The 25,235-nt window shown below is 61.0% G+C and carries 20 protein-coding genes; 15 read left to right on the top strand and 5 right to left on the bottom strand.

Translation table 11 applies throughout. The features are described 5' to 3' along the window. The first annotated feature begins 69 nt into the window (after nt 1-69). The gene (gene eccB, locus ABRP95_RS06140) at nt 70-1,353 is read left to right on the top strand and encodes a type VII secretion protein EccB (protein WP_284770182.1); all 1,284 of its coding nucleotides are present in this window, start codon (nt 70-72) and stop codon (nt 1,351-1,353) included. On the opposite strand, the gene ABRP95_RS06135 is transcribed toward eccB, so the two are convergent. Next, complete coding sequence (locus tag ABRP95_RS06135) at nt 1,350-2,600, bottom strand: S8 family serine peptidase (protein WP_284770181.1); 1,251 nt, start codon at nt 2,598-2,600, stop codon at nt 1,350-1,352. The genes eccB and ABRP95_RS06135 overlap by 4 nt on opposite strands. Continuing rightward, nucleotides 2,600-4,051 carry a ubiquitin family protein gene (locus ABRP95_RS06130; protein ID WP_284770180.1) on the bottom strand — a complete coding sequence of 484 codons (1,452 nt, stop codon included), beginning with the start codon at nt 4,049-4,051 and terminating at the stop codon, nt 2,600-2,602. Before ABRP95_RS06130 ends, ABRP95_RS06135 begins: the two co-directional genes overlap by 1 nt. 152 nt (nt 4,052-4,203) lie before the next feature. Between ABRP95_RS06130 and eccCa the strand changes: the two genes are divergently transcribed. The 6 genes from eccCa to rpsI all read left to right on the top strand — a co-directional run bounded on the left by eccCa (nt 4,204) and on the right by rpsI (nt 11,207). After that, entirely contained in the window at nt 4,204-7,893 is a 3,690-nt protein-coding gene (eccCa, locus tag ABRP95_RS06125; protein ID WP_284852472.1) for a type VII secretion protein EccCa, read from the top strand. Further along, nucleotides 7,894-9,057 carry a type VII secretion-associated protein gene (locus ABRP95_RS06120; protein WP_284770178.1) on the top strand — a complete coding sequence of 388 codons (1,164 nt, stop codon included), beginning with the start codon at nt 7,894-7,896 and terminating at the stop codon, nt 9,055-9,057. Nucleotides 9,058-9,189: 132 nt separating this feature from the next. Next, entirely contained in the window at nt 9,190-9,504 is a 315-nt protein-coding gene (locus ABRP95_RS06115; protein ID WP_284770177.1) for a WXG100 family type VII secretion target, read from the top strand. A gap of 44 nt (nt 9,505-9,548) precedes the next feature. Continuing rightward, nucleotides 9,549-9,836, top strand: coding sequence for a WXG100 family type VII secretion target (locus ABRP95_RS06110; RefSeq protein ID WP_005277116.1), 288 nt, complete (start codon nt 9,549-9,551; stop codon nt 9,834-9,836). Between the two features lie 385 nt (nt 9,837-10,221). Beyond that, nucleotides 10,222-10,665, top strand: a complete 444-nt coding sequence (gene rplM, locus ABRP95_RS06105) for a 50S ribosomal protein L13 (protein ID WP_126318309.1) — start codon at nt 10,222-10,224, stop codon at nt 10,663-10,665. Continuing rightward, nucleotides 10,665-11,207, top strand: coding sequence for a 30S ribosomal protein S9 (rpsI, locus tag ABRP95_RS06100; RefSeq protein ID WP_126318311.1), 543 nt, complete (start codon nt 10,665-10,667; stop codon nt 11,205-11,207). Before rplM ends, rpsI begins: the two co-directional genes overlap by 1 nt. A gap of 329 nt (nt 11,208-11,536) precedes the next feature. Here the strand turns inward: rpsI and ABRP95_RS06095 are convergent, their stop codons facing one another. Beyond that, nucleotides 11,537-13,162: a BCCT family transporter gene (locus tag ABRP95_RS06095; RefSeq protein WP_284770176.1), complete on the bottom strand. Its 1,626-nt coding sequence runs from the start codon at nt 13,160-13,162 to the stop codon at nt 11,537-11,539. Between the two features lie 15 nt (nt 13,163-13,177). After that, nucleotides 13,178-13,462, bottom strand: coding sequence for a hypothetical protein (locus ABRP95_RS06090; protein ID WP_284770175.1), 285 nt, complete (start codon nt 13,460-13,462; stop codon nt 13,178-13,180). A 195-nt stretch (nt 13,463-13,657) separates the two neighbouring features. On the opposite strand from ABRP95_RS06090, the gene glmM reads away from it, so the two are divergent. From glmM to ABRP95_RS06070, 4 genes are all read left to right on the top strand, one after another. Beyond that, nucleotides 13,658-15,001, top strand: a complete 1,344-nt coding sequence (gene glmM / locus ABRP95_RS06085; RefSeq protein WP_284796250.1) for a phosphoglucosamine mutase — start codon at nt 13,658-13,660, stop codon at nt 14,999-15,001. A 96-nt stretch (nt 15,002-15,097) separates the two neighbouring features. Then, a complete protein-coding gene (locus ABRP95_RS06080; protein WP_034653448.1) occupies nt 15,098-15,412 on the top strand; it encodes a hypothetical protein in 315 nt (104 codons plus the stop codon). Beyond that, complete coding sequence (locus tag ABRP95_RS06075) at nt 15,412-17,220, top strand: hypothetical protein (protein WP_349839104.1); 1,809 nt, start codon at nt 15,412-15,414, stop codon at nt 17,218-17,220. The genes ABRP95_RS06080 and ABRP95_RS06075 overlap by 1 nt, the downstream gene beginning before the upstream one ends. Next, nucleotides 17,220-17,498: a hypothetical protein gene (locus ABRP95_RS06070; RefSeq protein WP_284796247.1), complete on the top strand. Its 279-nt coding sequence runs from the start codon at nt 17,220-17,222 to the stop codon at nt 17,496-17,498. The genes ABRP95_RS06075 and ABRP95_RS06070 overlap by 1 nt, the downstream gene beginning before the upstream one ends. A gap of 22 nt (nt 17,499-17,520) precedes the next feature. Here ABRP95_RS06070 and ABRP95_RS06065 read toward each other — a convergent pair whose 3' ends face one another. Next, a complete protein-coding gene (locus ABRP95_RS06065) occupies nt 17,521-18,354 on the bottom strand; it encodes a dienelactone hydrolase family protein (protein ID WP_284796245.1) in 834 nt (277 codons plus the stop codon). 202 nt (nt 18,355-18,556) lie between these two features. Here ABRP95_RS06065 and ABRP95_RS06060 point away from each other — a divergent pair, with 202 nt between their 5' ends. The 4 genes from ABRP95_RS06060 to tsaE all read left to right on the top strand — a co-directional run bounded on the left by ABRP95_RS06060 (nt 18,557) and on the right by tsaE (nt 25,160). Continuing rightward, nucleotides 18,557-21,361, top strand: coding sequence for an FAD-binding and (Fe-S)-binding domain-containing protein (locus tag ABRP95_RS06060; protein ID WP_284849847.1), 2,805 nt, complete (start codon nt 18,557-18,559; stop codon nt 21,359-21,361). 225 nt (nt 21,362-21,586) lie between these two features. Next, complete coding sequence (glmS, locus tag ABRP95_RS06055) at nt 21,587-23,458, top strand: glutamine--fructose-6-phosphate transaminase (isomerizing) (RefSeq protein WP_349839103.1); 1,872 nt, start codon at nt 21,587-21,589, stop codon at nt 23,456-23,458. Between the two features lie 114 nt (nt 23,459-23,572). After that, nucleotides 23,573-24,670 carry an alanine racemase gene (alr, locus tag ABRP95_RS06050; protein WP_349839102.1) on the top strand — a complete coding sequence of 366 codons (1,098 nt, stop codon included), beginning with the start codon at nt 23,573-23,575 and terminating at the stop codon, nt 24,668-24,670. Then, nucleotides 24,660-25,160 carry a tRNA (adenosine(37)-N6)-threonylcarbamoyltransferase complex ATPase subunit type 1 TsaE gene (tsaE, locus tag ABRP95_RS06045; RefSeq protein WP_284770168.1) on the top strand — a complete coding sequence of 167 codons (501 nt, stop codon included), beginning with the start codon at nt 24,660-24,662 and terminating at the stop codon, nt 25,158-25,160. Before alr ends, tsaE begins: the two co-directional genes overlap by 11 nt. Nucleotides 25,161-25,235: the final 75 nt, after the last annotated feature.

Here is a 25,235-nt window from a genome sequence, read left to right as displayed (position 1 = left end):
CGTGGCGCCTGCGCTAGCCTGAGGTCTGGGTTTATTTAGACTTTTCGGGGAATTTTCGGGGGGAAATTCATGGCACGTCCATTGCCAACGACCAAGGCCCAAGTCTCGGGCCATAAATTTTTACGCCGCCGCGTGGAACACGGGCTCGTATTGGGCGATACCCGCATGATCCACGATCCGCTGGCCCGCCGCCGCAAGGCGATGATGTTCGGCGGAGTAGGCGTGGCCTTTTTGGCGGTCGGCTCTGGTCTTTTGGCCTGGTTGCAGCCGAGCCCGCAGCCAGGGGATGCGCCCATCGTGCGCTCGGAGCAGGGCCAGCTCTTCGTGGACGTCAACGATACGTATCACCCCGTCTACAATCTCTCTTCCGCGCGGATTATCGCCGGCGAGGCGGCCGAGGCACAGACCATTGGGGACGAGCATTTGCGCGAGGCCTCGTTAGGCACGCCGGTGGGGATTTCGGATGCGCCCGGGTATCTGGCTGCCCCGGGCGAGACACCGCAGCGCTCGTGGGCGGCGTGCCTTGCCGAGCACGATGAGCAGCCCGCGGATAATCTCACCAGCATCGATGGCCAACAAGTAGCCAAAGAAGAGGTCATCGTGGTGGCGGATCCGCCACAGGAGGGCTTTGGGGAGAAGCGCGCCGCGCTCGCAGAAACGGATGGTGTGCAGTGGCTGCTCACCGCGGACGGGCGCGTGCGCTTGCCCGATGCGCAGAGCACGGAGGGCCGGGTCATCCGCCGCGGGATTGGCATCGACGGGAGCACCCATTCCTGGCCCGTCCCCGCGGAGTTGCTCAATGCCTTTGCGGAGCAGCCGCCGCTTACGTTTCCCGATCCGCTGCCGGACATTATGGATACCGGGCAGGGTCAGTGGGCCCGGACGGACGACGGCGTCGCCGAGCTCTCCGCCACTCAGGCTGACATACTGGTTAGCTACGGTGCGACGCGCAAAGAAGCCTCACCACAAGAGGTAGGCGCGCTTGCCGATGCCCCCTTAAACTTCCGCCTGCCCGCCACCACCTTCGACTTCGTTGACCCAGATGAAGGCTGGATGTGTGCCGATAGCGACGGTGGGGCAGCGATGGTGACTGAGAACCCCGGAACGGTAGCGCTCGCCGGTGAAGGCGTAGCGGATCGTTTTGGTGGGCTATCGGCCGGAGGAGTTGGCGTGGATACCGGGCATGGCTATCACGTTGTCTCGCCGACGGGGCAGCGCCATGCGGTCGATAACAAAGAACTCTTGGAGGCCCTCGGCACTGGCATAGGAGCCGAGGTTCCGTGGGAAATCATCCGGCTTTTGCCAGAGGCCTCGCGCTTGGACCGAGACGAAGCACTACAGGTCAGCCGCTAGGCGGACTTGGGCCGGCGAAGCCCGCGGGCAACCGCCAGGCCGGTCAGCAGCAGGACTAACCCGCCGAGCACCCAACCGGCACGGCTCGCTGCGGAGGAGTGTTCCTCTTTGGTGGGTTGGATGGTGAGATCGCGCGCGGGTGCGGCGTACTCGCCATCGATATGGGTAAGGGCGGCGAGCGGATCGATGAAACCGTTGCCGGGTTCGCCGGCAGAGAGGAGCCGTTGGCGTATATCGGCAGCGCTGGCTTCTGGATAGCGCTCGGCTATTAAGGCGGCGGTGCCGCTGACTACCGGTGCTGCGAAGGAGGTGCCGTGGAACTGCGCCAGGGAATCCTCTTGGTTCTTTCCGTCTGCCCAGCCACCGGCGGGGTTCAGCGCTAACGGCACAAATCCGTGGGCGGATAGTTGTGGGCCATCGGCGGGCGTGAGCGAGTATTCTGCAAGTGCGTGGGCATCCTCTTGGGCGCTAATGGATAGTACGGTCGGTGAGTCCGCGGGAAAGACGTGGTCGCCTTCTTCGCAGGTACCGGAGGAAATATTGCCGGAGGCAGCGATGACTACGGCACCGGCATCTTCTGCGCGGTTAAGTGCCTCATCTAACCGGGAACTATCGATGCGTTGAGCGGTACTCTCTGGAACGCAGGATACGATGGAAATATTGATCACCCGGGCGTTGTCTTCCACGGCATGCTCGATGGCGCGGGCCAGCGTGTCGAGTGAACCGGTGGTGCTGTCTTCATCGGCGTCGCCGGCCGTGTCACCGTATTGGCGATAATGCGCGCTGGTTTGGCGGATGGCGCGGAGCTCGGCGCGCGGGGCGATGCCGATATCGTGGCCTGCGATGACGCCGGCTACGACGGTGCCGTGTAGGTCGCAATCCCGGTGCGGATCCGGTTCTTCCGGAGTGACCAGGTCCGCGCCTGTAGTAAGATTTGGCAGCTGATCGTGATGGGCAACCCCGGTATCGATGACGGCTACCGTTACACCTTGGCCCGTGGCAAAGGAGTGCAGTTGGGAGCGGTAGGCGCGCTGGTCCTCGGAAGGTTCTGGCGCTAGGGGAGATGGATGCGCGGTGGCGCATTCCCGGTCCGGTTCCCGCGCGCTTGCGATGGGAGCGGTCGGAGCTCCTGTGATGAAGCCTCCGGTTCCGGCGAGGACACATGCGGTAAGCGCGCAAGCAGTAATTCCAGAACTGCCGCTAAACCTAGGTAGTGCAAAAGAACGCCGTGAGTGAGTGTGGTGCATTATCCCAGCCCCCGAATGAGCTCGAAGATCCCGGCGAGGTGCGCGGCAAGCGGCAGGCAGGCGGCGATGGTCAGGGACTCAAGGCGTTCAAACCAGGCGATGGTCGTTGGTTCCACCTCGCTCATTTTGGCCGCCCACAGTGGGGCGCTGAGCATCGCGGCAAGCAGGAGAGTGGCGACCGCCGTCGGCGCCCAGGCGCCGGCAAGCCCATCGGCGGCAATCGCGTGCACGGCGCACAGACAGGCAGTGAGGCAGGCAACCATGGCAACGAGCATGAGCGCCCAGCTGGCAAGCACGCGACCGTGACGCGCGGCGTGCATGACCACCGTTCCGGCAACAGAGACGCAGAGCGTTTGGACGAAGCCGAGCCCGGTTAGACCGGTGCCGAAAAGCATGGCGATGCGAGAGCCGATGGTAGGAGCAGCGGACCCTGCGTCACCCACGGTGCCGTCTGTGGCTACGAGGGTGCCCGTGCCGGTGAAACTGAGCGCGATTAGCGCTGGAATGAGGCAAAGCGTGATTCCACAGCAGATGCCCTCGTAGGCGTACCCGGCGCGGGTGGCGCGATCGGCTACGTCGGGCTGGCGCTCATCCGAGACGGCGAGGTCTTGGCCCGCGGTGGGCAATTGCGGCACCTTGAGCCCCGCGGTGGCGATGGTCAGCGCGGGGGCGGTGGCAAGCAAAATGACTCCAGCGATAACGGTGCCCGCGGCCGCCGCGGTGCCGTGGCTCGTGCCGATGCCCGAATTGCCACTCAGTCCAGGAAGCAGGTAGCTCACGGCCGCTATGAGCACTAAGCCGGCGATGGTGAGCGCGCCAGAGGTTATCCGTACGGTGCTCAGCCGGGTGAGGTGGCAGGCTAATAAGGCCACGAGGAGGGTGGCGCTGGCGGTGAGGGCGGCATAGGGGGCATCGGCAAGCGCGGGCGAAATAAGCGCCCATCCGCTCGCCGCCCCTGCTGCCAGGGCGAGCATGACGAGGGATAGCGCGCGCGTCCACAGGGCGAGCACGAAGGCCGCGACGGCGAGCCCGGCGCAGGCCACCGCCGGGAGCGAGAGCACCCAGGCCACGGCGAAGGCAGCACCAAGCCCAGTCCACGCCCAGACGATCGGGATGGCGCAAGTGGTGTCGTCGTGGCTTTGGGCTGCAAGGGATTCGGCGGCATCGCGGATGACGGGCGCGGGCCGCTCCTCGCGCGGGGCGAGCACCAGGATGGAGCCTTCCGCAAGCGGCGTGGCGGCAAGCGGTGCGGTGAAGTCGATGGTGCGCCCAGATGCCGTGCTGGCGCGCCACGGCGAGGCGATCGCGGGTGCATCGACAAGGTCAGTAAGTTCTGCCATGAGCTCGCCCAGGCTGGAGCTTAACGGCAATGCCACGTCTGCTTCCTTGTGAAAGGAATCAGCGTGGATGCGGATGGTAAGGCGCAGGTGATGCGCCGTTGGAGCGGTCATAATTCCCCCGAATTGTCTCATGATTGTGGGCGTCCCCCTTGCCCAATGTCACATATTGTGGCTTACTGGTGGCGTCGTGTCCACCGCAGCGCGGGGAATCTTGGCAGGGGGCCAAGAGCGCTAAGCGTGTGGATCGGGGGAGGATTTTACCCATGCTTGGGATCGGGGAAACCCACATCGTGGAGCCATTGACCGTGCCGCTCAGGGACGCGCCACCGCCGCTTCCCACCGGCACCATCGAGTCAGAAGAAGTTCCAGAAGCGGTGCGCCCACAGCCGGTGCGCTTGGTGCGCTTGCTACTGCCCATCGTGATGATTGCCGCAATGTTGGGCATGGTGGCGCTGATGGTGCTGGGCGCGGGCGACTCGCGGCATATCAGCCCGGTATCCCTGATGTTTCCGCTCATGATGCTGGCCAGCATGGCCATGATGTTTGGGCCGCAAAATAGCGGGCAGGACCCGGATGAAACCCGGCGGACCTACTTGCGTCACATTAAGGCGCTGCGGGAAAAGGCCCTGGACAATGCCGGTGCGCAGCGCGCGCACGAGCTGTACCGGCACCCGGATCCGGCGGGGCTGGAACCGCTGGTGGGCTCGCGGCGCATGTGGGAGCGTGGGCCTGATGATCCGGATGCCTTGGAGGTGCGCGTGGGCACTGGGCCCACCACGTTGTGCACGCCCATCAACGTCCCGGATTCCGGTGCCACCGAGGACCTAGACCCGGTCTGTGCGGTGAGCATGCGCCAGGCCATCAAGGCGGTGGGCACCGTGCCGGATCTCCCGGTGGTGATCCAATTGCAGGCTTTTAGGTTTTTATCCTTTACCGGCGATAATGCTCGCGATACGGTGCGCGCCCTCGTCATGCAGTTAGCCCTGGCGCACGGCCCCGAGACCATCGGGATCGAGGCTATTGGCGGCGAGTGGGAGTGGCTAAAATGGCTGCCACACACTAGGGAGCCAGACAAGGCGCGGTTTCGCATCGTGCTTGTCGATGCCCTCTTGACCACCGGCACCGAAGACTTCTTCCACAGCGATTCTTATACCACCGTTATTGAAGTAGGCGGTGCGCCATCGTCTGCGTTGAGCCTGCGCGCAGAACAAGAGGGCTTGTGCCTCGTCGCGGCGGATACCCTGCAGGCGGTCACGGCAGCGGGCGTGGAAGAACTGGGCACACCCGATTATTTGGGCACTGCCGCGGCCACGATTATGGCCCGCCGGATGGCGGTCTTTCGCCGACCCGATAGCACCTCCGGGCGCCGGGGCAATGATTTGCTGGGGCTGCTCGGTTACAGCGGCGTGGATGAGTTGGCCGCCAGCGGCATGTGGCACGGGCGCGATGGTGCCTCGCGGCTCATGGTGCCCATTGGCATCGATTCCATCGGGCAGCCGGTAACCCTGGATCTCAAAGAATCCGCGCACGGCGGAATGGGGCCACACGGCCTGTGCATCGGGGCAACGGGCAGCGGTAAATCTGAGCTCCTGCGCACCCTGGTTACCGCGCTTGCCGCCACGCATAGCCCGGATGAACTCAACCTGGTGTTGGTGGATTTCAAGGGTGGTGCGACCTTCCTCGGCTGTGACCGCCTGCCGCATACCTCCGCGGTCATTACCAACCTTGAAGAGGAATCCACCCTGGTAGAGCGCATGTATGATGCCATTTCCGGGGAGATGAACCGCCGCCAAGAACTCCTGCGTACCGCCGGCAACTTTGCCAATGTGGGAGAGTACAACGCCTCTGCGGATGCCGTGCGGGACTACGGACCCTTACCGGCGCTGGTCATCGTCGTGGACGAATTTTCCGAGCTCTTGGGCCAACACCCCGACTTCGCCGAGCTTTTCGTTGCCGTTGGGCGCCTGGGGCGCAGCCTCCACGTGCACCTGCTTTTGGCCTCCCAAAGGCTCGAGGAAGGGCGATTGCGGGGGCTAGATTCCCACTTGTCCTACAGAATCGGCCTCAAAACCTTTTCCTCCGCCGAATCCCGCCAGGTCCTTGGCGTGACCGACGCGTATCATCTCCCCGGCCAACCCGGCGCCGGCTACCTGAAATCCGATGCCGAGGACCTCACCCGGTTTCAGGCCTCCTACGTATCAGGGCCGCTCGCGCGCCGGGCTGCACCTGGCGCGGGGATGCACGCGGCCACGGACCTGGAAGGTAATCCTTCCGGCCCGCCGCGCCGGGTGGAGCTTTTTACGGGATGGGCGAAGGACGATGCCGCTGTACAGAATTCTCCTGCGGTGGTAATGGATGAATCCACATCGGTTCTTACTGAGGTCGTTCGCGCCGCCGGCGAAGAGGCTGCCGCACGCGGCCAAGAGGCCCACCGCATCTGGCTACCTCCGCTGCCACCGGTCATTGAACTATCGTCCCTCGAGATGGAGGGCGCGGAGTCCACCGCAGCGGAAATGTCTGCGCCAATTGGGATCATCGATAGACCCTACTACCAGCGGCAAGACCAATTAGTCATCGATTTTCACCAACACGGCGGCCACCTTGCCTTGTGCGGGGGACCGCAATCCGGCAAGTCTGGCGCGCTGCGGACGATAGTCTCCTCCCTGGCGCTGCACCTGCGGCCGGAAGATATCCGCTTTTACGTCATCGACTTGGGCGGCGGGCAGCTAACCGCCCTAGACCGGCTACCGCACGTTGCCGGGGTAGCCGGGCGCGAGGAAGGCGAGAAGATCCGCCGCATCGTAGACGAGGTCGCCGGGTTTATTCGCCGGCCGGAATCGCGCGAGACCTTCTTGATTATCGACGGCTGGCACCACATCGGCCCGTCCAACGCGGAGTTTGAGGATATAGCTGAGTCCATCACGGATATCGTTGCGGACGGCGCCTCCGCCAATGTCCACGTCGTCATCGCGACCTCCCGGTGGACCACGATGCGCCCGGCGATTAGGGATCTCATAGTCCACCGCCTCGAGCTGCGCTTGGGTGAGGCGCTCGATTCCCTCATTGACCGCAAGCTGCAGCAAAAACTGCCCAGCGCGCCGGGCAGGGGACTGACACAGGCCGGCGAAAATATGCTGCTCGCCCACACCTCGAATCAAGACATTGCCCATATCTGCCGCGTGCATGCTAACGCCGTTCCCACACCGCGGTTGAAGATGCTGCCCGCGGTGCTGACCCCAGAGGCGCTCGCCGCCCATGGCGAAGCACCTACTAGTGGCATCCCCTGGGGCATCGGCGGGCGCGACCTTTCCACTTTGGCGTGGAATCCGGAGCGCGAACCGCACCTAGTTGCCATCGGTGCCCAGGGCTGCGGCAAGTCCAATTTCTTGGCACAGATAATGCGTGGGGTTAGTAGCCTTCCGCGGGAGGAGGCGCGACTGGTGGTCATCGATCAGCGCCGTGCTCACCTGGGCACGCTGGATCCGGACATGGTGGCGGCCTATGCCGCGACGCAATCAAGTGCGCAGGAGGAAATCGTCAATACCGTGCGCACGCTGGAACAACGCTTGCCGGGGCCGGATATCACCCCGGAGCAACTCGCCACCCGCGATTGGTGGGAGGGCCCGGATATTTATGTGGTGATTGATGATGCGGACTTGGTGAGCGATATCGCCCTCGCACCCTTAATCGATCTTCTGCCGCACGCGCGGGACATCGGCTTGCACATGGTAATCGCCCGAAAATCCGGCGGCATCGGACGGGCGCTGTTCGGCCAATTCTTTTCCGCGGTGCGCGACCTGCAACCTGCATTCCTGCTTTTCGATGCCGACCGCGACGAAGGCACCATCTTTGGGCTCAAGCCCAGCCACCAGCCGCCCGGCCGCGGGCAGTGGAGCATCCGCGGCGAAAACCTGGGAATTGCCCAGGTGGTCTATGGGGAAGGAAAAGAATAAATGTCTACAGATACGCCTACATCCGCGCCACCGGCAACAATTACGGTGACCGTCATGGATGCGGCCACTGTCTTTGAAGGCCCGGAAACCGTGTACCGCTACGATCTCGCTGGAACCGGCATCGTAGAAGGCAAAGCCTTAGGCCACGTCATGGACCAGATTGCGAAGATCGCTGGATCAGCTTGGCCGGACGTGGACGTATCCGTCATCGCGGATCCCTCGGGCACCGCTATCTCCCGGGAAGCGGTGACCATCCTGACCCGCCAGCTCGATGTAGCCGGCGCCCGCGTGCAGCAGCAAGATGCAACACCCGCACCGGAATCAACTCCAGCACGAAGTACTGAATCGGTTGCGGCCGCCCCAGAATCCGCGCCGACCGCCCAGATGGATGTCCCCATGGAACGCGCGGAAGCGGCTCCGGAGGCAGGGACTGAAGCCGGACCCGGAGCCGGAACTGGAACTGGCCCGCGAGCAGGCAAGGGGCAGGAAGCAGGCACGCGGTGGGGCGATAAGCTGCGCGGTTGGATAGGTGCCATCGATATGTTCCACGTCGCGATCGTCGTGGTGATTCTTGCCGTCGTTGGGGCCTCGTGGTGGGCTATGGGCGCGAATGCGTCTAATGATGAAGACGATGGCGAGACCGGTACTACTGCCGGAAGCACCACCGCTGCGAGTGCCGCCGATTCCGTGCCGGCGGAAGAATCTGGTGGCGGTGGCAGCGATGATGGCGACGGTGCGGCTGGCGACGCGGGCGGTGATGGCGAGCTCAACCCAGGCGAAAAACGCCTCGATATTGAAGGGCTCTCCGTTGTCCTTCCCACCGGATTTCAAGCCACCGTGGAGGAAGGACTGGTTACCGCCTCAGGAAAAGACCCTGATTTAAGGATCCTCTTAGCGTCGGACTCGCTTTTTAACGTTCCGGCCAAGGCGCTCTTTGATGAAATAAAAGCGCAGGTGGATAGGGATCCGGAACTGCGCGATGTATCCGAGGACGCAGGGCGTTTGCACTATATAGAAGACCCCGGCGATGGCTCCGTTGTGGAATGGACCATCTGGGAAGATACCGGGCACCACATGTCGGTGGGGTGCCATACCCGCCATAACGCCAATGCCGTGCAAAAAGCCGCGTGCCGGATGGCCACCGAGTCCCTGAGTAAGAAATAACCAGAAAAGTTTTAACTTACTGGGAACCATATGGCCCTGAGCTCAGTCCAATAACGGTGAGAAAGCACAGAAGCTTTTTCGGGGGAAATCACACTCAACATCTCTTCCCGCCCTAAGGAGGGGCGCACTGTTATGTCTCAGACTTTTAAGACACAAGCCGATGTCATGGTCTCCACTGCCGGCCGCGTGGATAACACCAATGACGAAGTCCAAGGCGAGCTCACCCGCCTACAGGGTGTAGTGGATTCTGTCCGCGGCAGCTGGGCCGGCCAGGCGCAGGTTTCATTCGATAACTTGATGCAGCGCTACAACACCTCCGCACAGCAGCTGCGCGAGGCATTGACCTCGATTTCTGAAAACATCCGCAGCAATGCCCGCAACTTTGACAACGTCGAAGCCGAAAACACTGAGGCCTTCTCCAAGGTTGGCGGCGGCCTAGCCCTGTAACCCAGCCACCTCCACCAGCAATTTCGAAAGGAACCATTTTCCACATGTCCGAGATCAAGTACCAATTCGGCGCCATCTCTTCTGCCGCAGCTGATATCAACGCCACCTCCGGCCGCATCAACAGCACCTTGGCCGACCTCAAATCCCGCCTTCAGCCCATGGTGAGCACCTGGGAAGGTGAATCCGCAGTGGCTTATAACCAGGCGCAGGCCAAGTGGGATAAGGCGGCACAGGAACTCAATACCGTGCTGGCAACCATCTCCAAGACCGTCTCTCAGGGCAATGACGCCATGAGCGATGTCAACCGTCGCGCCGCCGCTAGCTGGGGCTAACGCACTGTTGGCGGTATCTAACTAGCCTGCTTCTTCAAGCGCGGTAGGAGGGACGAGCGGTGCCTGTGCCCGTATCCATCCGGCAGGAGGCGAACGCAGCTGCCGTCCCCGCACCGCGCTAATCACGGAAGCTAACCGCAGAAACCAACCACAGAAACCGCCACCTAGAACCTCTTTTACCGGTACCTTTTCTTTCTGAGAAGGTGCCGGTTTCGGCGTTTTGGTCTTTTCTGCCAGCAGCAGCTAAAGTTGTAGCCCTATGTGTTCGCTCGTCGGCAAGCAGCTGGCGAAGCGCTTCCCGCAGGTCTCCACCGGCCGCTGTTGGGAAGCGAATGGATGCTTAGCGCTGGCCGGCAGTTCCGAGACAGACTTTCAAGGAGTCATTTTGTCTACTTTTCACCCAAAGAGCGGTGACATCACCCGCAAGTGGTACGTCATCGATGCTACTGACGTGGTGCTGGGCAAGCTTGCTTCCACCGTGGCAGACCTGCTGCGCGGCAAGCACAAGCCACAGTTCGCACCCAACGTTGACACCGGTGACCACGTCATCATCATCAACGCTGACAAGATTCACGTTTCTTCCACCAAGCGCGACCGCGAAATGCGCTACCGCCACTCCGGTTACCCGGGCGGTCTGAAGTCCATGACCCTGGGTCAGTCTTTGGACGCCAACCCGGTCCGCGTTATCGAAGAATCTGTTGCCGGTATGATGCCGCACAACAAGCTCTCCCGCGCTTCCATCAAGAAGCTGCACGTCTTCGTAGGCGATGAGCACCCGTACGCCGGTCAGAAGCCGGAAACCTTCGAGTTTAAGCAGGTGGCACAGTAATGGCTGAGCAGAACATCGACAACAATGTAGCCGAGGCTGCTGACATCGCTGCAGCAAGCGCCGCTACCGAAGAGTTCACCAACACCATCGGTGATTCGTTGGCTAGCGCCAACCCTGAGACCGAGGCAGAGGTTGAGGCCGCTGCTCCGGTTCACGAGGGCCCAATTCAGACCGTCGGTCGCCGTAAGCGCGCCGTCGCTCGCGTTCGCCTCGTTGCTGGCTCCGGCCAGATCGTGGTTAACGGCCGCGAGTTCGCGGAGTACTTCCCGAACAAGCTGCACCAGCAGGACATCCTCACCCCGCTGACCCTGCTGGACCGTGAGAACCAGTTTGACCTGAAGGTCACCGTTAACGGTGGTGGCCCGACCGGTCAGTCCGGCGCCCTGCGCCTGGCTATCGCTCGTGCACTCAACATCTACAACCCGGCTGATCGCTCCGCCTTGAAGAAGGCTGGTTTGCTCACCCGTGACGCTCGTGCAGTTGAGCGTAAGAAGGCTGGTCTGCACAAGGCACGTCGCGCACCGCAGTACTCCAAGCGTTAATCTCGCTTCCACTGCGCGCGCAAGCGCCGTGCACTGCCGCTGCTTCCCATTTTGGGAGGCGGCGGCTTTGTCGTTTTCTCGCTCTTGCCGATGCCCCCTTCGATTGGGTCGGCCAAACCCCACCTGGCCAACCTCTTGAAGATTAGCCTTGCGCGAGGCAAAAGCGCTCAGCCGAGGGCCACGATGAAGCCCGCGCGCCGCAGTGCACCACGGACTGTAGGAACAGAGAAAAGCCCGCCTCTCATCGCAGTGAGTGCTAATGCGCAGTGCGATGAGAGGCGGGCTAGGGGCTGAGGGCCTAAGGGGAGAGGACCGGTTAAACAGGGAGGTTATTCATCGTCTTCTGCGGCCTTGTCCTCGGTCTTCTTCTTTGCAAAGTTCTTGAGCTCGGCGCGGCGCTCTTCGCGGAGGGTTGCCTGCTCTGCGAGGTATTCATCCGATGCGTTGATGGTGTACCACTCGTGGAGGTACGGGTCATCGTTTTCAATTTCGGCCCCGGCACCGTGGGTTTCTGGAACGGCGGACGAGCTGAATACGAAGTCGCCATTGTGTTCTTGGAGGCCCAGGTGGGTGCCGCGCTCAATGGCGGCATGGGCGTATTTCCTGCGCAGGATAGCGGGATCGCGTGCCAGGTCTTTGCCCCAGGCCACCATGATGCCGATGAGGATGAAGGTAAACGGCAGTGAACTGGAGACCATGATGGACTGCAGGCCGCTGAGCGCATCCTTGCCGGCGATAAGCAGCAGGGACAGGGAAATGCCGCCCAGGGCAACGCCCCAAATTGCAGAAATCGCGGTCGAAGGTACCGGTCGGCCCGATTGGGACATAGAGCCCATGACGTTGGTAGCGGAGTCAGCGGCCGTATTGAAAAAGACGACCACAGCGAGGAGGACGATGACCGTGGTGATGCTAGAGAGCGGTAGCGATCTCATGAGGTCGAACATCACATTCTCGCCGGAACCTTCAATCTCGATTCCATCACCGTCCAGGTGAGTCTTGATAGCCGTGGCACCAAAGATGACGTACCAGAAAAGCGACAGGGTGGTAGGCACGAGCATGATGACGAAGACGAATTCGCGAATGGTGCGGCCGCGGGAAATCTTCGCGATGAACATGCCGACGAAGGGCGACCAGGAAATCCACCACGCCCAGTAGAGCATGGTCCATGCGGTGACGAATTCCTTCTCCGGTTCACCCTGGGAGGCGGATAGGGACATCATGTCTTCGAAGTGCTTGAAGAATTGCAGAAGGGAGGCGGGAAGCAGGTCCAGAATGTAGAGCGTCGGCCCGGTGATGAGAACGAAGACCGCGAGGCCGATGACCAAGCCCATGTTGATATTGGACAAGATGCGGATGTCGCGCTTGATGCCGGACATCGCGGAAAGAATGAAAAAGATGGTGAGGATCGTAATGATCACCACCATGATTCCGTTGCCCTCTAAAGGCTTGCCGGTAAGGATAGAGGTACCCGTACGGATCTGCAGCGCGCCGATACCCAGGGAGGTAGCCGTGCCGAAGAGGGTGACCAATACCGCGAAGATATCGACGATCTTTCCAAATACCCGGTTATTCGAATCCGTAATGAGCGGCTCAAAGAGCGAGGAAATAAGCGGGATACGGCCGCGTCGATAAGCGGCATAGGCAAGCGCACCGCCCACCAGCGCAAAGATCATCCACGGCAAGGTAGCATGGTGCAGGACCGCCTGGGCAAAGGCCGGAAGGATGGCCTCTTGGCTACCGGATTCGACGCCGGAAAGGTACGGCGGGGGAGTCAAGAATAGGGCAAGCGGCTCCATCGGGCCGTAGAAGACCAGGCCGATTCCCATACCGGCGGCAAAGAGCATGGCGATCCATGCGTTGCGGGAGAAATCGGGTTTGGAATCATCGGCGCCGAGTTTAATTTTTCCGGTTGGGGCGATGGCGATTGTCAGCAGGAATGCCGTGGTGGCAATCATGATGATCGTAAATAGCTATCCAAAGTTTTGGACGACCCATGCCCGCATGGTGCTTCCTGTGCTGGCCAGATTATCTGGGGCGATGATGGCCCACAGGATGATGGCGAAGGTTGATGCCAAGGCCACCGCAAAGACGGTTTTATTGGTCTTGAAATCTGCGCGGGTGTTTTCGACACTTACTCCGGGAATGAGGGCTGGATGAATAGCGCGTTCCCCAGAAGCGGCTTTCGCAATGGCTGAGCGAGCCTTCTGCGAGGTAGTTTCAGGTGACTTGTCACCTGAAGATCTAGGTTCGTTCATCGTTGATCCTCTCTAGGGCAAAAGAGTGAAGTATAACCTAGCTAACAATTTCATATAAATGCCAAAAAGTACGACTTTAGGCAAATTTTGCTTTTTATCACAAGGACATTTTTCGTGATGTTGGTTACCTAATTAGCCCGCTTGCCGATGCCCCAAACATGCAACGGGTGGGACTTACAGGGCATAATTGTTTTCATGACTCGACTATTTGGAACCGATGGAGTTCGCGGCCTCGCGAATAAAAAACTGACTCCCATTTTGGCCTTGACGCTGGGACAAGCGGCTGCGGAGGTCTTTACTGCGCAGCGCGAATCTTATGAGCGCCGCCCACTGGCAATCATCGGCCGTGACCCCCGCGTATCGGGCGAGATGCTCGATGCCGCCATCGCCGCCGGCTTGGCGTCGCGCGGCGTGGACGTTGTGCGCGTGGGGGTGCTTCCTACCCCAGCTATCGCCTTTTTGACGGATGATTACGGAGCGGATCTCGGCGTGATGATCTCTGCCTCCCATAACCCGATGCCGGATAACGGCATTAAGTTCTTCTCCGCTGGCGGTAAGAAGCTGCCGGATAGCGTCGAAGATGAGATTCAGGCCGCGATGGATAACCTCGTTGAGGAAGGCCCAACGGGCACGAAGTTGGGCCGGATTATCTCGGAGGCCCCCGATGGCCGTGAGCGCTACCTAGAGCACCTCAAGGAAGTCGTATCCACTGACTTAAGCGGCATCAAGGTGGTCGTGGATGCGGCTAATGGCGCGGCGTCTAAGGTCGCTCCCAGTGCCTATGAAGCAGCAGGCGCTGAGGTTATTCCGATTTACCACCGGCCCAATGCCTTTAATATCAACGAGAACTGTGGTTCTACCCATATCGAAAAAGCCCAGGCAGCGGTGCTTGAACACGGCGCCGATTTGGGCCTTGCCCACGATGGCGATGCGGACCGCTGCCTCGCCGTCGATGCCGAAGGCAACGTCGTCGATGGCGATCAGATCATGGCCTTGCTCGCAGTAGGGATGAAGGAAGACAATGACCTGCGCTTTAACACGCTCGTGGCCACGGTCATGTCCAATTTGGGCCTGACGCTTGCCATGGAGGAGCAAGGCATTGAGGTCCGCCACGCGGCGGTGGGCGATCGCTATGTGCTCGAAGAGCTCCACCGCGGCGATTTCTCCCTGGGCGGCGAGCAATCCGGGCACGTCGTGCTTCCCGATGACTCCACTACCGGCGATGGCACCCTCACCGGCCTTTCCATCATGGCCCGTATGGCCAAGTCCGGAAAGAGCCTGAAGGAATTGGCCTCCGTGATGACCGTATTGCCGCAGGTGCTCATCAACGTTCCAGTATCCAATAAGGCGGCGATCATGGATTCTGCCGAGGTCAAGCAGGCCATCGTGGAGGCAGAAGAAGAGCTCGGGGAGACCGGCCGCGTCCTGCTCCGACCCTCTGGCACCGAAGAGCTGTTCCGCGTCATGGTGGAAGCTGCAGAAGAGGAACACGCCCGCAAGGTGGCAGGCAGGCTTTCTGCCGTCGTCGCCTCGGTATAGGCAGGAAAATAAGAAGTACTGGGAACCATTTGGTATAAACCCCAGTCCAATGAAGGTGAGCACACTTACCGCATATGGATTTGGGGATTTATACCGATGTCTGAGGTTTTTCTTCGCCCCGCAGAGGCGATGTCAGCACTACAACAAGCTATAAGCGCCAACGATGAACAGCGCCAAGCCCACCGCGCCGATGTTCCAGACTTTCCCGTTGCCGCGGCTGGGCGGAATTTTTCCGGCCACGGGGAGCGCATACGCAGCATCCTCGCGCGCATTCATGACAATGGAACGTGGCGCTTAGACAATATCTCTGCCACGGGCCAGGCAGCGCACGATCAGATGCGCGCATTCGCCACGTACGATGCCGGCTTTAGCCGCTCCTTTGCAGGAGAAAGCGGAAAGGCAGTGGACTAATGAGTACGCTGACTAAATCACTTTTAGGGGATTATTCCGCCGCCATTTCGCAGTTCCAACTGGCCTGCCTGGGACATTATTCCGGCCCCAGTATGCCATTGGGGCTTCTGAGTGAGCTCATCAGCGCGGTAGATGGAATCGCCCCACAAAACATACTGCGCCACACCATCTCCGCGGTGGGAGGAAATCTCCCGCACGGCGGCGGCACGGGGTTTGCGGATTTTCTGCGCACGGATGATTCCGAAGTCGCCCATGGCACCTTGCGCGAGCACCTGACCGGCATTCAAAAAGATTTTGATATCCACCGCGATGAAGGAAAGCAGCTTACTGACTCTGCCAAGCAATGCTCGGGCGCTATTTCCGATGTCGTCGATACCTCCGATACCGCACTCACCGAGCTGATTTCTGCGGTAATCCCACTGCTCAATATCTTGTCCATGGTGGCTACCAGGCACCCGCTGGCCAAGTTCATTATTCCCATCGTCTCTACCATTGGTGCGAAGATCATCGATGACACCAATGACTCCATCGCCAGCACGTGCCGGGACCGCGATGATGCCATTGAATCCTGCTATGACGAGTTTGAATCCCGCTGCGAATGTGTCTGTCAGCGGCCTCTTCCTGAGGAATGCCCCGAGCCGGCAGAGGCCGAGGAGGATTCCTGCCCACCGCCAGTGGAAAAGTGCCCAGATACGCCAGCTCCCACGCGTCCGATGCCCGATGGCGGGGGCGACACCACTTCCAACCCGCCACAGCCAGCGCAGCCGACGCAACCCGCATCTACCGCTGAGTGCCCGCCCAAGCCGGAACCGATGCCAGAGCCGACCCCGGAGCCAAGGCCAGACCCGAAGCCAGAACCGAAGCCGGCACCGCAACCACAATCCGCACCCGAGCCGAAACCAGCTCCCGAGCCGCAACCGGAGCCAAAACCAGGACCGACTCCGAAGCCGGCTCCTGAATCCTCACCTGAGCAGCACCCTTCCGGGTGCCAGTGCCAACAGTGCCGCGGTTTCGTAAACGAGCCGTCTCGACAGAACGAGTCCACGACCACCCCGGCGCACGCGGATCCGGATCCTGAGCCGGAACCCAAACCACAAGACTGCCCACCAGAACAACAGGAACACCCCGCACCGCAGCCAGAACAGGACGCAGTCCCTGAGCCTGAGCCGGAAGATTCTGAATGCGAAGAAGAACCAACAACACCGGCTGCCGTGGAAGATGATGCGGCCTGTGACATCGAGTCCTCCTGCAGTGGCAGCTTGGGAATCGTTGGTGCAGGAATCGCTTTGGTGGGCGTAGGTCTCATCATTGAAGGCGCTGCGGAGTGCCTGGAAAATATCGCCGATGCAGATTGCCCAGAGCCGGAACCGGAACCGGAACCTGCGCCTGAACCGGAACCCGAGCCCGCACCGGAGCCTGAACCAGAACCTTGTCCTGAACCAGAACCAGAACCGGAACCGGAACCGGAGCCGTGCCCAGAACCTGAGCCGTGCCCAGAACCTGAGCCGCAGCCCGAACCCGCGCCTGAACCGTGCCCGGAAGACGGAACAATTGAGCCGCCTCCGGAGCTTTCTCAGGTGGAAGAACCGACCCCGCCTCCAGAAAAGGTGCAGCACCTACAGGCAGCGGAAGCCGCTGGAGCTGGAGCACCTGCGCCAGAGCCGCAGCCTCAACCTGAGCCTGCACCAGCACCGGCACCGGAACCTGCACAGCCACAGGCCCCGGCACCAGCCCCAGCCCCTGAGCCTGCACCAGAGCCAAGCTCAGATGAACCATCCGTGACTGCACGAAAGGCAGGGCAGTGGTAATGAATAACGATTTTGCAGAATTCGCGCAGGGGTTTCGCGAGCGCACTGCTCGCCGCATGCTGGAATTTGAAAAAAGCCTGGCTAAGGCCCAAGACGAGCTAGAAAAGTCCACGGCCAAGGCCGTGCAGCAGGCCAAAAATGAGCAGCGTGGGGGAAGGGACGGTGATGCGGTGGGGCATCGGCAAGCAGCTGCTGGAACGTGGCGCCGAAATGGTGCTGCCCCAACGCGTGTCAATAACGCATCGGGGCAGGTGAAATCTGTGCTGCGACGTGGATAGGCCTAGTTCAGCGAGTTAGCTTTTAGTCATCGCGGGCAACGCCGGCGCGCTCGGCCAGGTCGTCACCGGTCAAGCTTTCAACCTTCTTTGCGCTCGCCTCAGGATCCGCAAAGCCGTCATAGGCGGACTCGCCGGCAAGGGTGGAAAGCAAGAAGCCGGTGACGAGACCGCGGGCGATTTCGGTGGGGCCGGATTGGAAGGCGCCGGAACCGATGGCCAATTTGCGGAAGCGATCTTCGCTAAAGCCGGCCTGCGTGCCCTTATCGATGGCCCGGTAGGCCACCTGGCCGCGCCAGTTATAGGCCAGCTTGGCGGGGTTTCCGGCATTGAAAATATCATCGCGCCCAGAGCCAATGACCAAGCCCGGCGTATCGAGGCTGCGGGCGGCCTCGACGGCGGACGGGGCGGTCACGGCGGGGTAAATTGCGGCGACGGCCTTGACCTTCGGGTTATCAACCGCGCTCAAAACCGCGGTGCCGCCGCCCATGCCGTGGCCGATCATGCCGAGCTTGCCCGGCGATACGGTGATATTGCCGGTTCCGAGCTTTACCCCAGCGGCGATCTGCAACGCAGATTCCATGTCTGCAGACAGGTTGCGGTGATCGGGGAACATGCCGGTCTCAGAATTGGGGGCGACCACGACGATGCCCCAGCTGGCGAGGTGGCGCAGCGTGGCGTGGTAATCCTTGATTTTGTGCATCCAGTCGTGGCCAAAGGCGACGGCGGGCAGGCCTTGGCCTTCCGCAGGGGTATAAACCTTGCCGGTAATACCTGCATAATCGAGGTCGCCAACCAGCACGCGGTTGCGGCCACGCTTCGATAATGTTCCGAGGTGTTTATTCAAATTCGCAGACACGCATTCTAGGATAGATGAAGATCACCCCGTGCTGGTGGCAAGGGGTGGCGAGTGGCACATGCGGGGGATTCGCGGAGGCCAAAAGGGGTGCGCGGCGCCGAAGTTATATGGGTTGCCTTACTTGCGCGCCGGCGAGAAAGCAGGCGAAAATGTGCACTAGGTAACATTCTCTATGCTTCTCTGGGAAGGCAGGTCGCCGCATATGACTACCGGCACCCTTAAGATCGACCAATTATTTTCGCAGGATGGGCCGGAGGTAAAGACCGGCATCATCGACAGGGTGGCCTATGCCTCCGATGCCTCGCACTACCTCTACACCCCAAAGGCCGTGATTGAAGCGCGCTCGGCAGAACACGTGGCTGCCATTTTCAAAGCGGGGCGGCAGCACGGTATTCCGGTGACCTTGCGCTCGGGTGGTACCTCCTTGGCTGGCCAGGCCTCCGGCGAGGGCTACCTGGTGGATGTGCGCAAGCATTTCCGGGGCATAGAAGTCCTCGATGACGGCAAGCGGGTGCGCGTGCAGCCAGGGGCGACCGTGCGCCAAGTCAATGCGCGTTTGGGGTTGCGCAACCGCAAGCTCGGCCCGGACCCGGCCAGCGAGGCGGCCTGCACCATCGGCGGTGTGGTAGCGAATAATTCCTCCGGCATGGCCTGCGGCACCGAGTTCAATACCTACAACACATTGGAATCGCTGACCTTTGTCTTGCCTTCTGGCACGGTGATCAATACCGCGGACTCTGATGCGGACCGGCAATTCCAAGCGCAAGAACCCGAGCTGGTGGATACGCTGATCCGCCTGCAGCGCCGCGTGCGCGATAACCAGGAATCAGTAGATATCATCCGCCGCCACTTCCAGCTGAAAAATACGATGGGTTACGGGCTTAATTCCTTCCTGGATTTTGAAAGCCCCGTCAAGCTCTTTGAGCACCTCTTGGTTGGCTCCGAAGGAACACTCGCGTTTATCGCGGAAGCGGTCTTTCGCACCGTCAACATTTCAGACCTCACGACGACCACCGTGGCGGTCTTTACCGATCTCTCCGCCGCTACGAAGGCGCTGCCTTCCCTGGTGGAGACCGGTGCCGCCACCCTGGAGCTAATGGATTCTGCCTCTATTCGCGTCGGCCAAGGATTCGATAAGGTCCCGCAGGCCATTACCGGCTTCGATGTGGATTCACAGGCCGCGCTGCTCATCGAGTACCAATCCGATGACAAGGAAGAGCTGCGGGAAAAAGAAAACAAGGGCTCGTCTCTTTTGCGCGAATTGGACCTCCAATCGCCGGCGGAGTTTTCTGCCGATATTCCCACCCGCACCGCCGCGTGGAACTTCCGCAAGGGCTTGTATGCCCAGGTGGCAGAAGCAAGACCTTCAGGAACCACGGCGCTCTTGGAAGACGTTGTGGTGCCGGTGGGGGATTTGGCCGATACTTGTTCTTCCTTGCAGGAGCTTTTTACCCGCTATTCCTACGATGATGCGGTCATTTTCGGCCACGCGAAAGATGGCAATATCCACTTCCTTCTAACGGACCGCTTCGAAGGCGATAGCGCCATTGGCCGTTATAACAACTTCAATGAGGAAATGGTTGACTTGGTGCTTTCGGCGGAGGGAAACCTCAAGGCCGAGCACGGCACCGGCCGCGCCATGGCCCCGTATGTGCGCCGCCAGTACGGCGATGAGCTTTACGAGGTCATGCAGTTGCTCAAGCGCGCCTGCGATCCCGCTGGGACCATGAACCCAGGCGTCATCTTAGACGATGACCCCGATGCACACATTACAAATATCAAGCTCAACCCCACGGTGGAGGAGGAAATCGACCCGTGCGTTGAGTGCGGCTATTGCGAGCCGGTCTGCCCGTCCAGGGATCTCACCTTGACCCCGCGCCAGCGCATCGTGGTGCGCCGTGCCCGCCAGCGGGCGCAGGAAAGTGGCGATACGCACTTAGTTGCAGAACTTGATGAGGCTTATGAGTACATGGGCATCGATACGTGCGCCGTGGATTCCATGTGTCTAACCGCATGCCCAGTGGGCATCGATACCGGTAAATTTATCAAGAAGCTGCGCCACGAGAAGGCCGGGGCCGCAGAAGAAAAGGTCTGGTCCACTGCCGCCAAGAATTGGCAGGTTACTAGCCGCGGTGCGGCAACGGCGCTTACCGGCGCGCACATGTTGCCGGCGCAGCTGGTCACGAAGGTCACCGATGCGGCCCGCTCGCTCGTCGGCCCCGATTCTGTGCCGGGATACCAACCGGAGTTAGGTAAGGGCGGCAAGTCCCGCGAGCGCCTGGCCGGGCGCGTGGGCGATCGCTACGCTGAGACCTCGGGAATCTACCTTCCAGCCTGCGTAAACTCCATGTTCGCCCCGCAAGGCAAAGGCATGGGAGCGACGGAAGCCTTCGTTACCGTCTTGGAGCGGGCGGGGATAGCGCTGGAGGTTCCCAAGGGCATCGAAAAGCTCTGCTGTGGAACGCCATGGTCCTCAAAGGGCATGCGCAAGGGCCACGACATTATGGAGCAGCGCGTGCGCGAGACCGTCATGGAGGCTACCGATAACGCCCGCCTTCCCGTGATTGTGGACGCGTCCAGCTGTACCGCCGGCTTCCAGGAGATGCTGGAATCCGTGGGCATCACCGTCATCGATGCGCTGAGCTTTACCGCCGATACGCTGCTGCCGCGCCTTGAGACCACCCAGCCGGTCGATTCCATGACGATTCATCCAACTTGTTCGGCGTTCCAGCTTGGCATGATGGGAGATGTTGAAAAGGTCGCCCGCGCCGCAGCTACGGAGGTGCACATCCCCACCGCCTGGAATTGTTGCGGCTATGCCGGCGACCGCGGCATGCTCCACCCGGAGCTCACGGAGTCCGCCACCCGCGCCGAGGCCGCCCAGGTCCACGAGCTGGGCGCGCAGTATCACGCCTCTACCAACCGCACGTGTGAGCTGGGCATGACCCGCGCCACCGGCGAGGATTACCACCACGTCCTGGAGATGCTGGAGCGCGCCACCCGCTAGCGGTCCGGTAGGGAAGGGGCGCGGCTGCTTGCCGATGCCCCTTCTTCTCCCGCGCCCTCAGCCAGCCGCAGCGCGGGAGGGCTGCTCACCGAGGGTGCGAAAACTAGCGGTGGGCAGACCAGTTTTCAGTAACTATAAAAGGCCTGAATTAGTATGTGGCCATAAATAACAGGCCCCTAGTCCAACCCCCGGTTCGTGTTGACCAATGAGGTAGGATTCCTTTTTATGTGTGGAATTGTTGGATATGTTGGTCAAGCTAGCGGTGACCGCGAATACTTCGCTCTGGATGTAGTCGTGGAAGGTCTGCACAGACTGGAATACCGCGGCTATGACTCCGCTGGTGTGGCGATGTACGCCGATGGGGAGATTAGCTGGCGGAAGAAGGCGGGCAAGGTTGCTGCCTTGGACGATGAGATTGCAGCGCGTCCGCTGAAGGATTCCGTTTTGGGAATCGGGCACACCCGTTGGGCCACGCACGGTGGTCCGACCGATCTCAATGCGCACCCGCACGTCGTTGACGGCGGCAAGCTGGCTGTGGTGCACAACGGCATCATCGAAAACTTCGCGGAGCTGCGGACCGAGCTCTTGAACAAGGGCTACAACTTCGTTTCTGAAACCGATACTGAAGTTGCCGCTGCGTTGCTTGGCGATGTTTTCCATAATGACGCCGCAGGTGACCTTACCAAGGCAATGCAGCTGACCGCCCAGCGCCTCGACGGCGCGTTTACCCTCCTGGCCATTCACGCTGATCAGCCGGATCGCATCGTTGCCGCCCGCCGCGATTCGCCCTTGGTTATCGGCTTGGGCGAGGGCGAGAACTTCTTGGGCTCTGACGTATCGGGCTTTATTGACTACACCAAGTCCGCAGTGGAAATGGACAATGACCAGGTAGTCACCATCACTGCTGATGATGTGGTCATTACTGACTATGACGGCAACCCCACCGAAGGCAAGTCCTTTGAGATCAAGTGGGACGCGGCCGCCGCTGAAAAGGGCGGCTTTGATTCCTTCATGGAAAAGGAAATCCACGATCAGCCTGCCGCCGTGCGCGATACCTTGCTCGGCCGCTTTGATGAGCAGGGCCAGCTGACCTTGGATGACTTGCGCATCGATGAGTCGGTCTTGAAGTCCATCGATAAAATCATCGTGATCGCCTGCGGCACGGCGGCCTATGCTGGCCATGTGGCGCGGTACGCCATCGAGCACTGGTGCCGCATTCCCACCGAGGTTGAGCTCGCCCACGAGTTCCGCTACCGCGATCCGATCGTTAATGAGAAGACCTTGGTCGTGGCCTTGTCCCAGTCCGGCGAGACCATGGACACCCTGATGGCTGTGCGCCACGCCCGCCAGCAGGGCGCGAAGGTCATCGCCATCTGCAATACGCAGGGCTCGTCCATTCCGCGTGAATCCGATGCGGCGCTCTACACTCACGCGGGTCCCGAAATCGCTGTGGCCTCCACCAAGGCTTTCTTGGCGCAGATTACCGCGACCTACCTGCTGGGCCTGTACCTCGCACAGCTGCGCGGGAATATGTTCTCCGATGAAATTCAGGGGGTTCTGGCCGAGCTGCGCAATATGCCGGACAAGGTGCAAAGCGTCATCGATGAAGAGCAGCAGGTAGCCGGCCTGGCTAACTCCATGAAGGATGCGGAATCCGTGCTCTTCCTGGGCCGCCACGTAGGCTTTCCGGTCGCCCTTGAAGGCGCGCTGAAGCTCAAGGAGATCGCTTACCTGCACGCAGAAGGCTTCGCCGCAGGCGAGCTCAAGCACGGCCCGATTGCGCTGATTGAGGAGGGCCAGCCGGTCTTTGTCATCGTGCCCTCCCCGCGCGGGCGCGATTCGCTGCACTCCAAGGTGGTATCCAATATTCAGGAAATCCGCGCCCGCGGTGCCATCACCATCGTTATCGCAGAAGAAGGCGATACCGCGGTAGAGGATTACGCTAACCACGTGATCCGCGTGCCAAAGGCGCCGACGTTGATGCAGCCGCTCCTTGCTACGGTGCCCCTGCAGATCTTTGCCGCACATGTGGCAAAGTCCAAGGGATATGACGTTGACCAGCCGCGCAACCTGGCCAAATCCGTGACCGTGGAATAACCTTTCCGGCGCCTCAAACCCCTTTCTCGCCCTTGCTTGCACTGGACGGGGGAGGGTTCTTGCGCATATCTGTAGTAAATTCAGCGCGCGGGTGGAAAGTGGCACAATAGTGACATGCTGAAAACCACAATTGACCTTGCTGCCATTGCGCATAATGTGCGGCTGATTAAGGAGAAGATCGGCCCAGACGTCAAGCTGATGTGCGTGGTGAAGGCGGATGCTTATGGGCACGGGGTAGAAAGGGTCGTGCCCGTGATGCTGGAAGCGGGGGCGGATTCCATTGGCGTCGCCACGCTGACAGAAGCCGTGCAGCTGCGGCGGATGGGAGTGGATTCACCGATTGCGGCGTGGATTTGGCAGTCGGGACAGGTGCTTGAAGAGGCCCTGGCCTCTGGCATCCAGATTGCGGTCAATTCCCCGGCGCAGGCGCGGAAGCTGGTGGAAGCGGAAATCCCCGCAGAGGTCTATATCAAGGTCGAAACCGGGATGCACCGCTCCGGGGTGGATAAGGCGGACTGGGATGAGGTCTTCGCGCTGCTGCGGGATGCCCCGCATGTCACCGTCCTGGGCCTCATGTCCCACTTTGCCTGCGCGGACGATCCGGATAACGCGCATAATGACACCCAGGAAGAAGAGTTTCGGCGCGCCCTGGATGCGGCGCGCGCGGCGGGTCTGGAGTGCCCGGTTAATCATTTGGCCAATTCGCCGGCCACGCTCTCGCGCCCATCGGCGCACTTTGAGCAGGTGCGGGTTGGCGTCGCCTGTTACGGGCTCGAGCCCATCGCTGGGCGGGACCATGGCCTGCGCCCGGCAATGACCTGGTCCGGGAATGTCTTCGGGGTCAAGCCAATCGATAAGGATGAGGCCACCAGCTACGGGCGGACCTGGAGCGCGGATAAGCCAGGGTTCCTGGCCACGGTGGATTGTGGCTATGCCGATGGCCTGCCGCGGGCGTACCAGGGCCACCTTCAGGTGGGCATCGACGGGCGGCTTTATCCCCAGGTAGGCCGGGTGTGCATGGACCAAATAGTGGTGGATTTAGGAGATAACCCGCACGGTATTGCCCCCGGTGATGAGGTGACCATCTTTGGACAGGGTGGCATGTCTGCCACTGAGCTTGCTAATGCCGTGGGCACCATCAACTATGAAGTGGTGTGCCGGCCCACCGGCCGCACCGAACGCGAATATATAGGAGAGGCCGATGCGCAGTAATTTTCCGGAGACTGGAACCCGCGATCTGGCAACGGTGGAACAGACCCACGCCTGCGGCAAGGAACTGGGCGCCGCGCTAGAAGCTGGCGATGTCGTTATCCTGGACGGCCCATTGGGTGCGGGGAAGACCACCTTCACCCAGGGGATTGCGCAGGGCATGCAGGTCAAGGGCCGGATTACCTCGCCCACATTCGTCATCGCCCGCGTGCACCGCTCCCGGGTTGGGGGACCGGACCTAGTGCACGTGGACGCCTACCGCCTCTTGGATGAGGGCGGGGCCAATTCCGGCGATCCCCTGGGGGAGCTGGATGCCTTGGACTTGGACACCGAGCTTGCCGATGCCGTCGTCGTCGCCGAATGGGGCGGCGGCCTCATCGAGCAGATCGCAGATAGGTACCTCTTTGTCAGCATCGACCGCGAACCGGCGGAGTTTGCCGGCGCAGATGAGGACGTGCGCCGCATTAGCTGGTCGTGGCGACACAATGATTAGCTAGGCCTCATTAATTTCAAGGTATAAGTGATGGACATCTTAGGGCGTCAAGTTGCTTTAGGTATTTAAGGTGCG

The sequence above is a fragment of the Corynebacterium sp. KPL2895 genome (assembly GCF_040225815.1).
Classification (GTDB): domain Bacteria; phylum Actinomycetota; class Actinomycetes; order Mycobacteriales; family Mycobacteriaceae; genus Corynebacterium; species Corynebacterium rhinophilum.
Note: the sequence above shows the minus strand (reverse complement) of the source record. Positions and strands in the feature narration are given on the sequence as shown.

Coding starts and splice junctions, on each gene's coding strand:
- ABRP95_RS06120 (WP_284770178.1), top strand. CDS start 7,894: ATGTCTACAGATACGCCTACATCCGCGCCACCGGCAACAATTACGGTG.
- tsaE (WP_284770168.1), top strand. CDS start 24,660: ATGCGCAGTAATTTTCCGGAGACTGGAACCCGCGATCTGGCAACGGTG.
- rpsI (WP_126318311.1), top strand. CDS start 10,665: ATGGCTGAGCAGAACATCGACAACAATGTAGCCGAGGCTGCTGACATC.
- glmS (WP_349839103.1), top strand. CDS start 21,587: ATGTGTGGAATTGTTGGATATGTTGGTCAAGCTAGCGGTGACCGCGAA.
- ABRP95_RS06090 (WP_284770175.1), bottom strand. CDS start 13,462: ATGAACGAACCTAGATCTTCAGGTGACAAGTCACCTGAAACTACCTCG.
- glmM (WP_284796250.1), top strand. CDS start 13,658: ATGACTCGACTATTTGGAACCGATGGAGTTCGCGGCCTCGCGAATAAA.
- ABRP95_RS06095 (WP_284770176.1), bottom strand. CDS start 13,162: ATGATTGCCACCACGGCATTCCTGCTGACAATCGCCATCGCCCCAACC.
- ABRP95_RS06070 (WP_284796247.1), top strand. CDS start 17,220: ATGAATAACGATTTTGCAGAATTCGCGCAGGGGTTTCGCGAGCGCACT.
- eccB (WP_284770182.1), top strand. CDS start 70: ATGGCACGTCCATTGCCAACGACCAAGGCCCAAGTCTCGGGCCATAAA.
- ABRP95_RS06080 (WP_034653448.1), top strand. CDS start 15,098: ATGTCTGAGGTTTTTCTTCGCCCCGCAGAGGCGATGTCAGCACTACAA.
- ABRP95_RS06115 (WP_284770177.1), top strand. CDS start 9,190: ATGTCTCAGACTTTTAAGACACAAGCCGATGTCATGGTCTCCACTGCC.
- ABRP95_RS06110 (WP_005277116.1), top strand. CDS start 9,549: ATGTCCGAGATCAAGTACCAATTCGGCGCCATCTCTTCTGCCGCAGCT.
- ABRP95_RS06130 (WP_284770180.1), bottom strand. CDS start 4,051: ATGACCGCTCCAACGGCGCATCACCTGCGCCTTACCATCCGCATCCAC.
- ABRP95_RS06075 (WP_349839104.1), top strand. CDS start 15,412: ATGAGTACGCTGACTAAATCACTTTTAGGGGATTATTCCGCCGCCATT.
- alr (WP_349839102.1), top strand. CDS start 23,573: ATGCTGAAAACCACAATTGACCTTGCTGCCATTGCGCATAATGTGCGG.
- eccCa (WP_284852472.1), top strand. CDS start 4,204: ATGCTTGGGATCGGGGAAACCCACATCGTGGAGCCATTGACCGTGCCG.
- ABRP95_RS06060 (WP_284849847.1), top strand. CDS start 18,557: ATGACTACCGGCACCCTTAAGATCGACCAATTATTTTCGCAGGATGGG.
- ABRP95_RS06135 (WP_284770181.1), bottom strand. CDS start 2,600: ATGCACCACACTCACTCACGGCGTTCTTTTGCACTACCTAGGTTTAGC.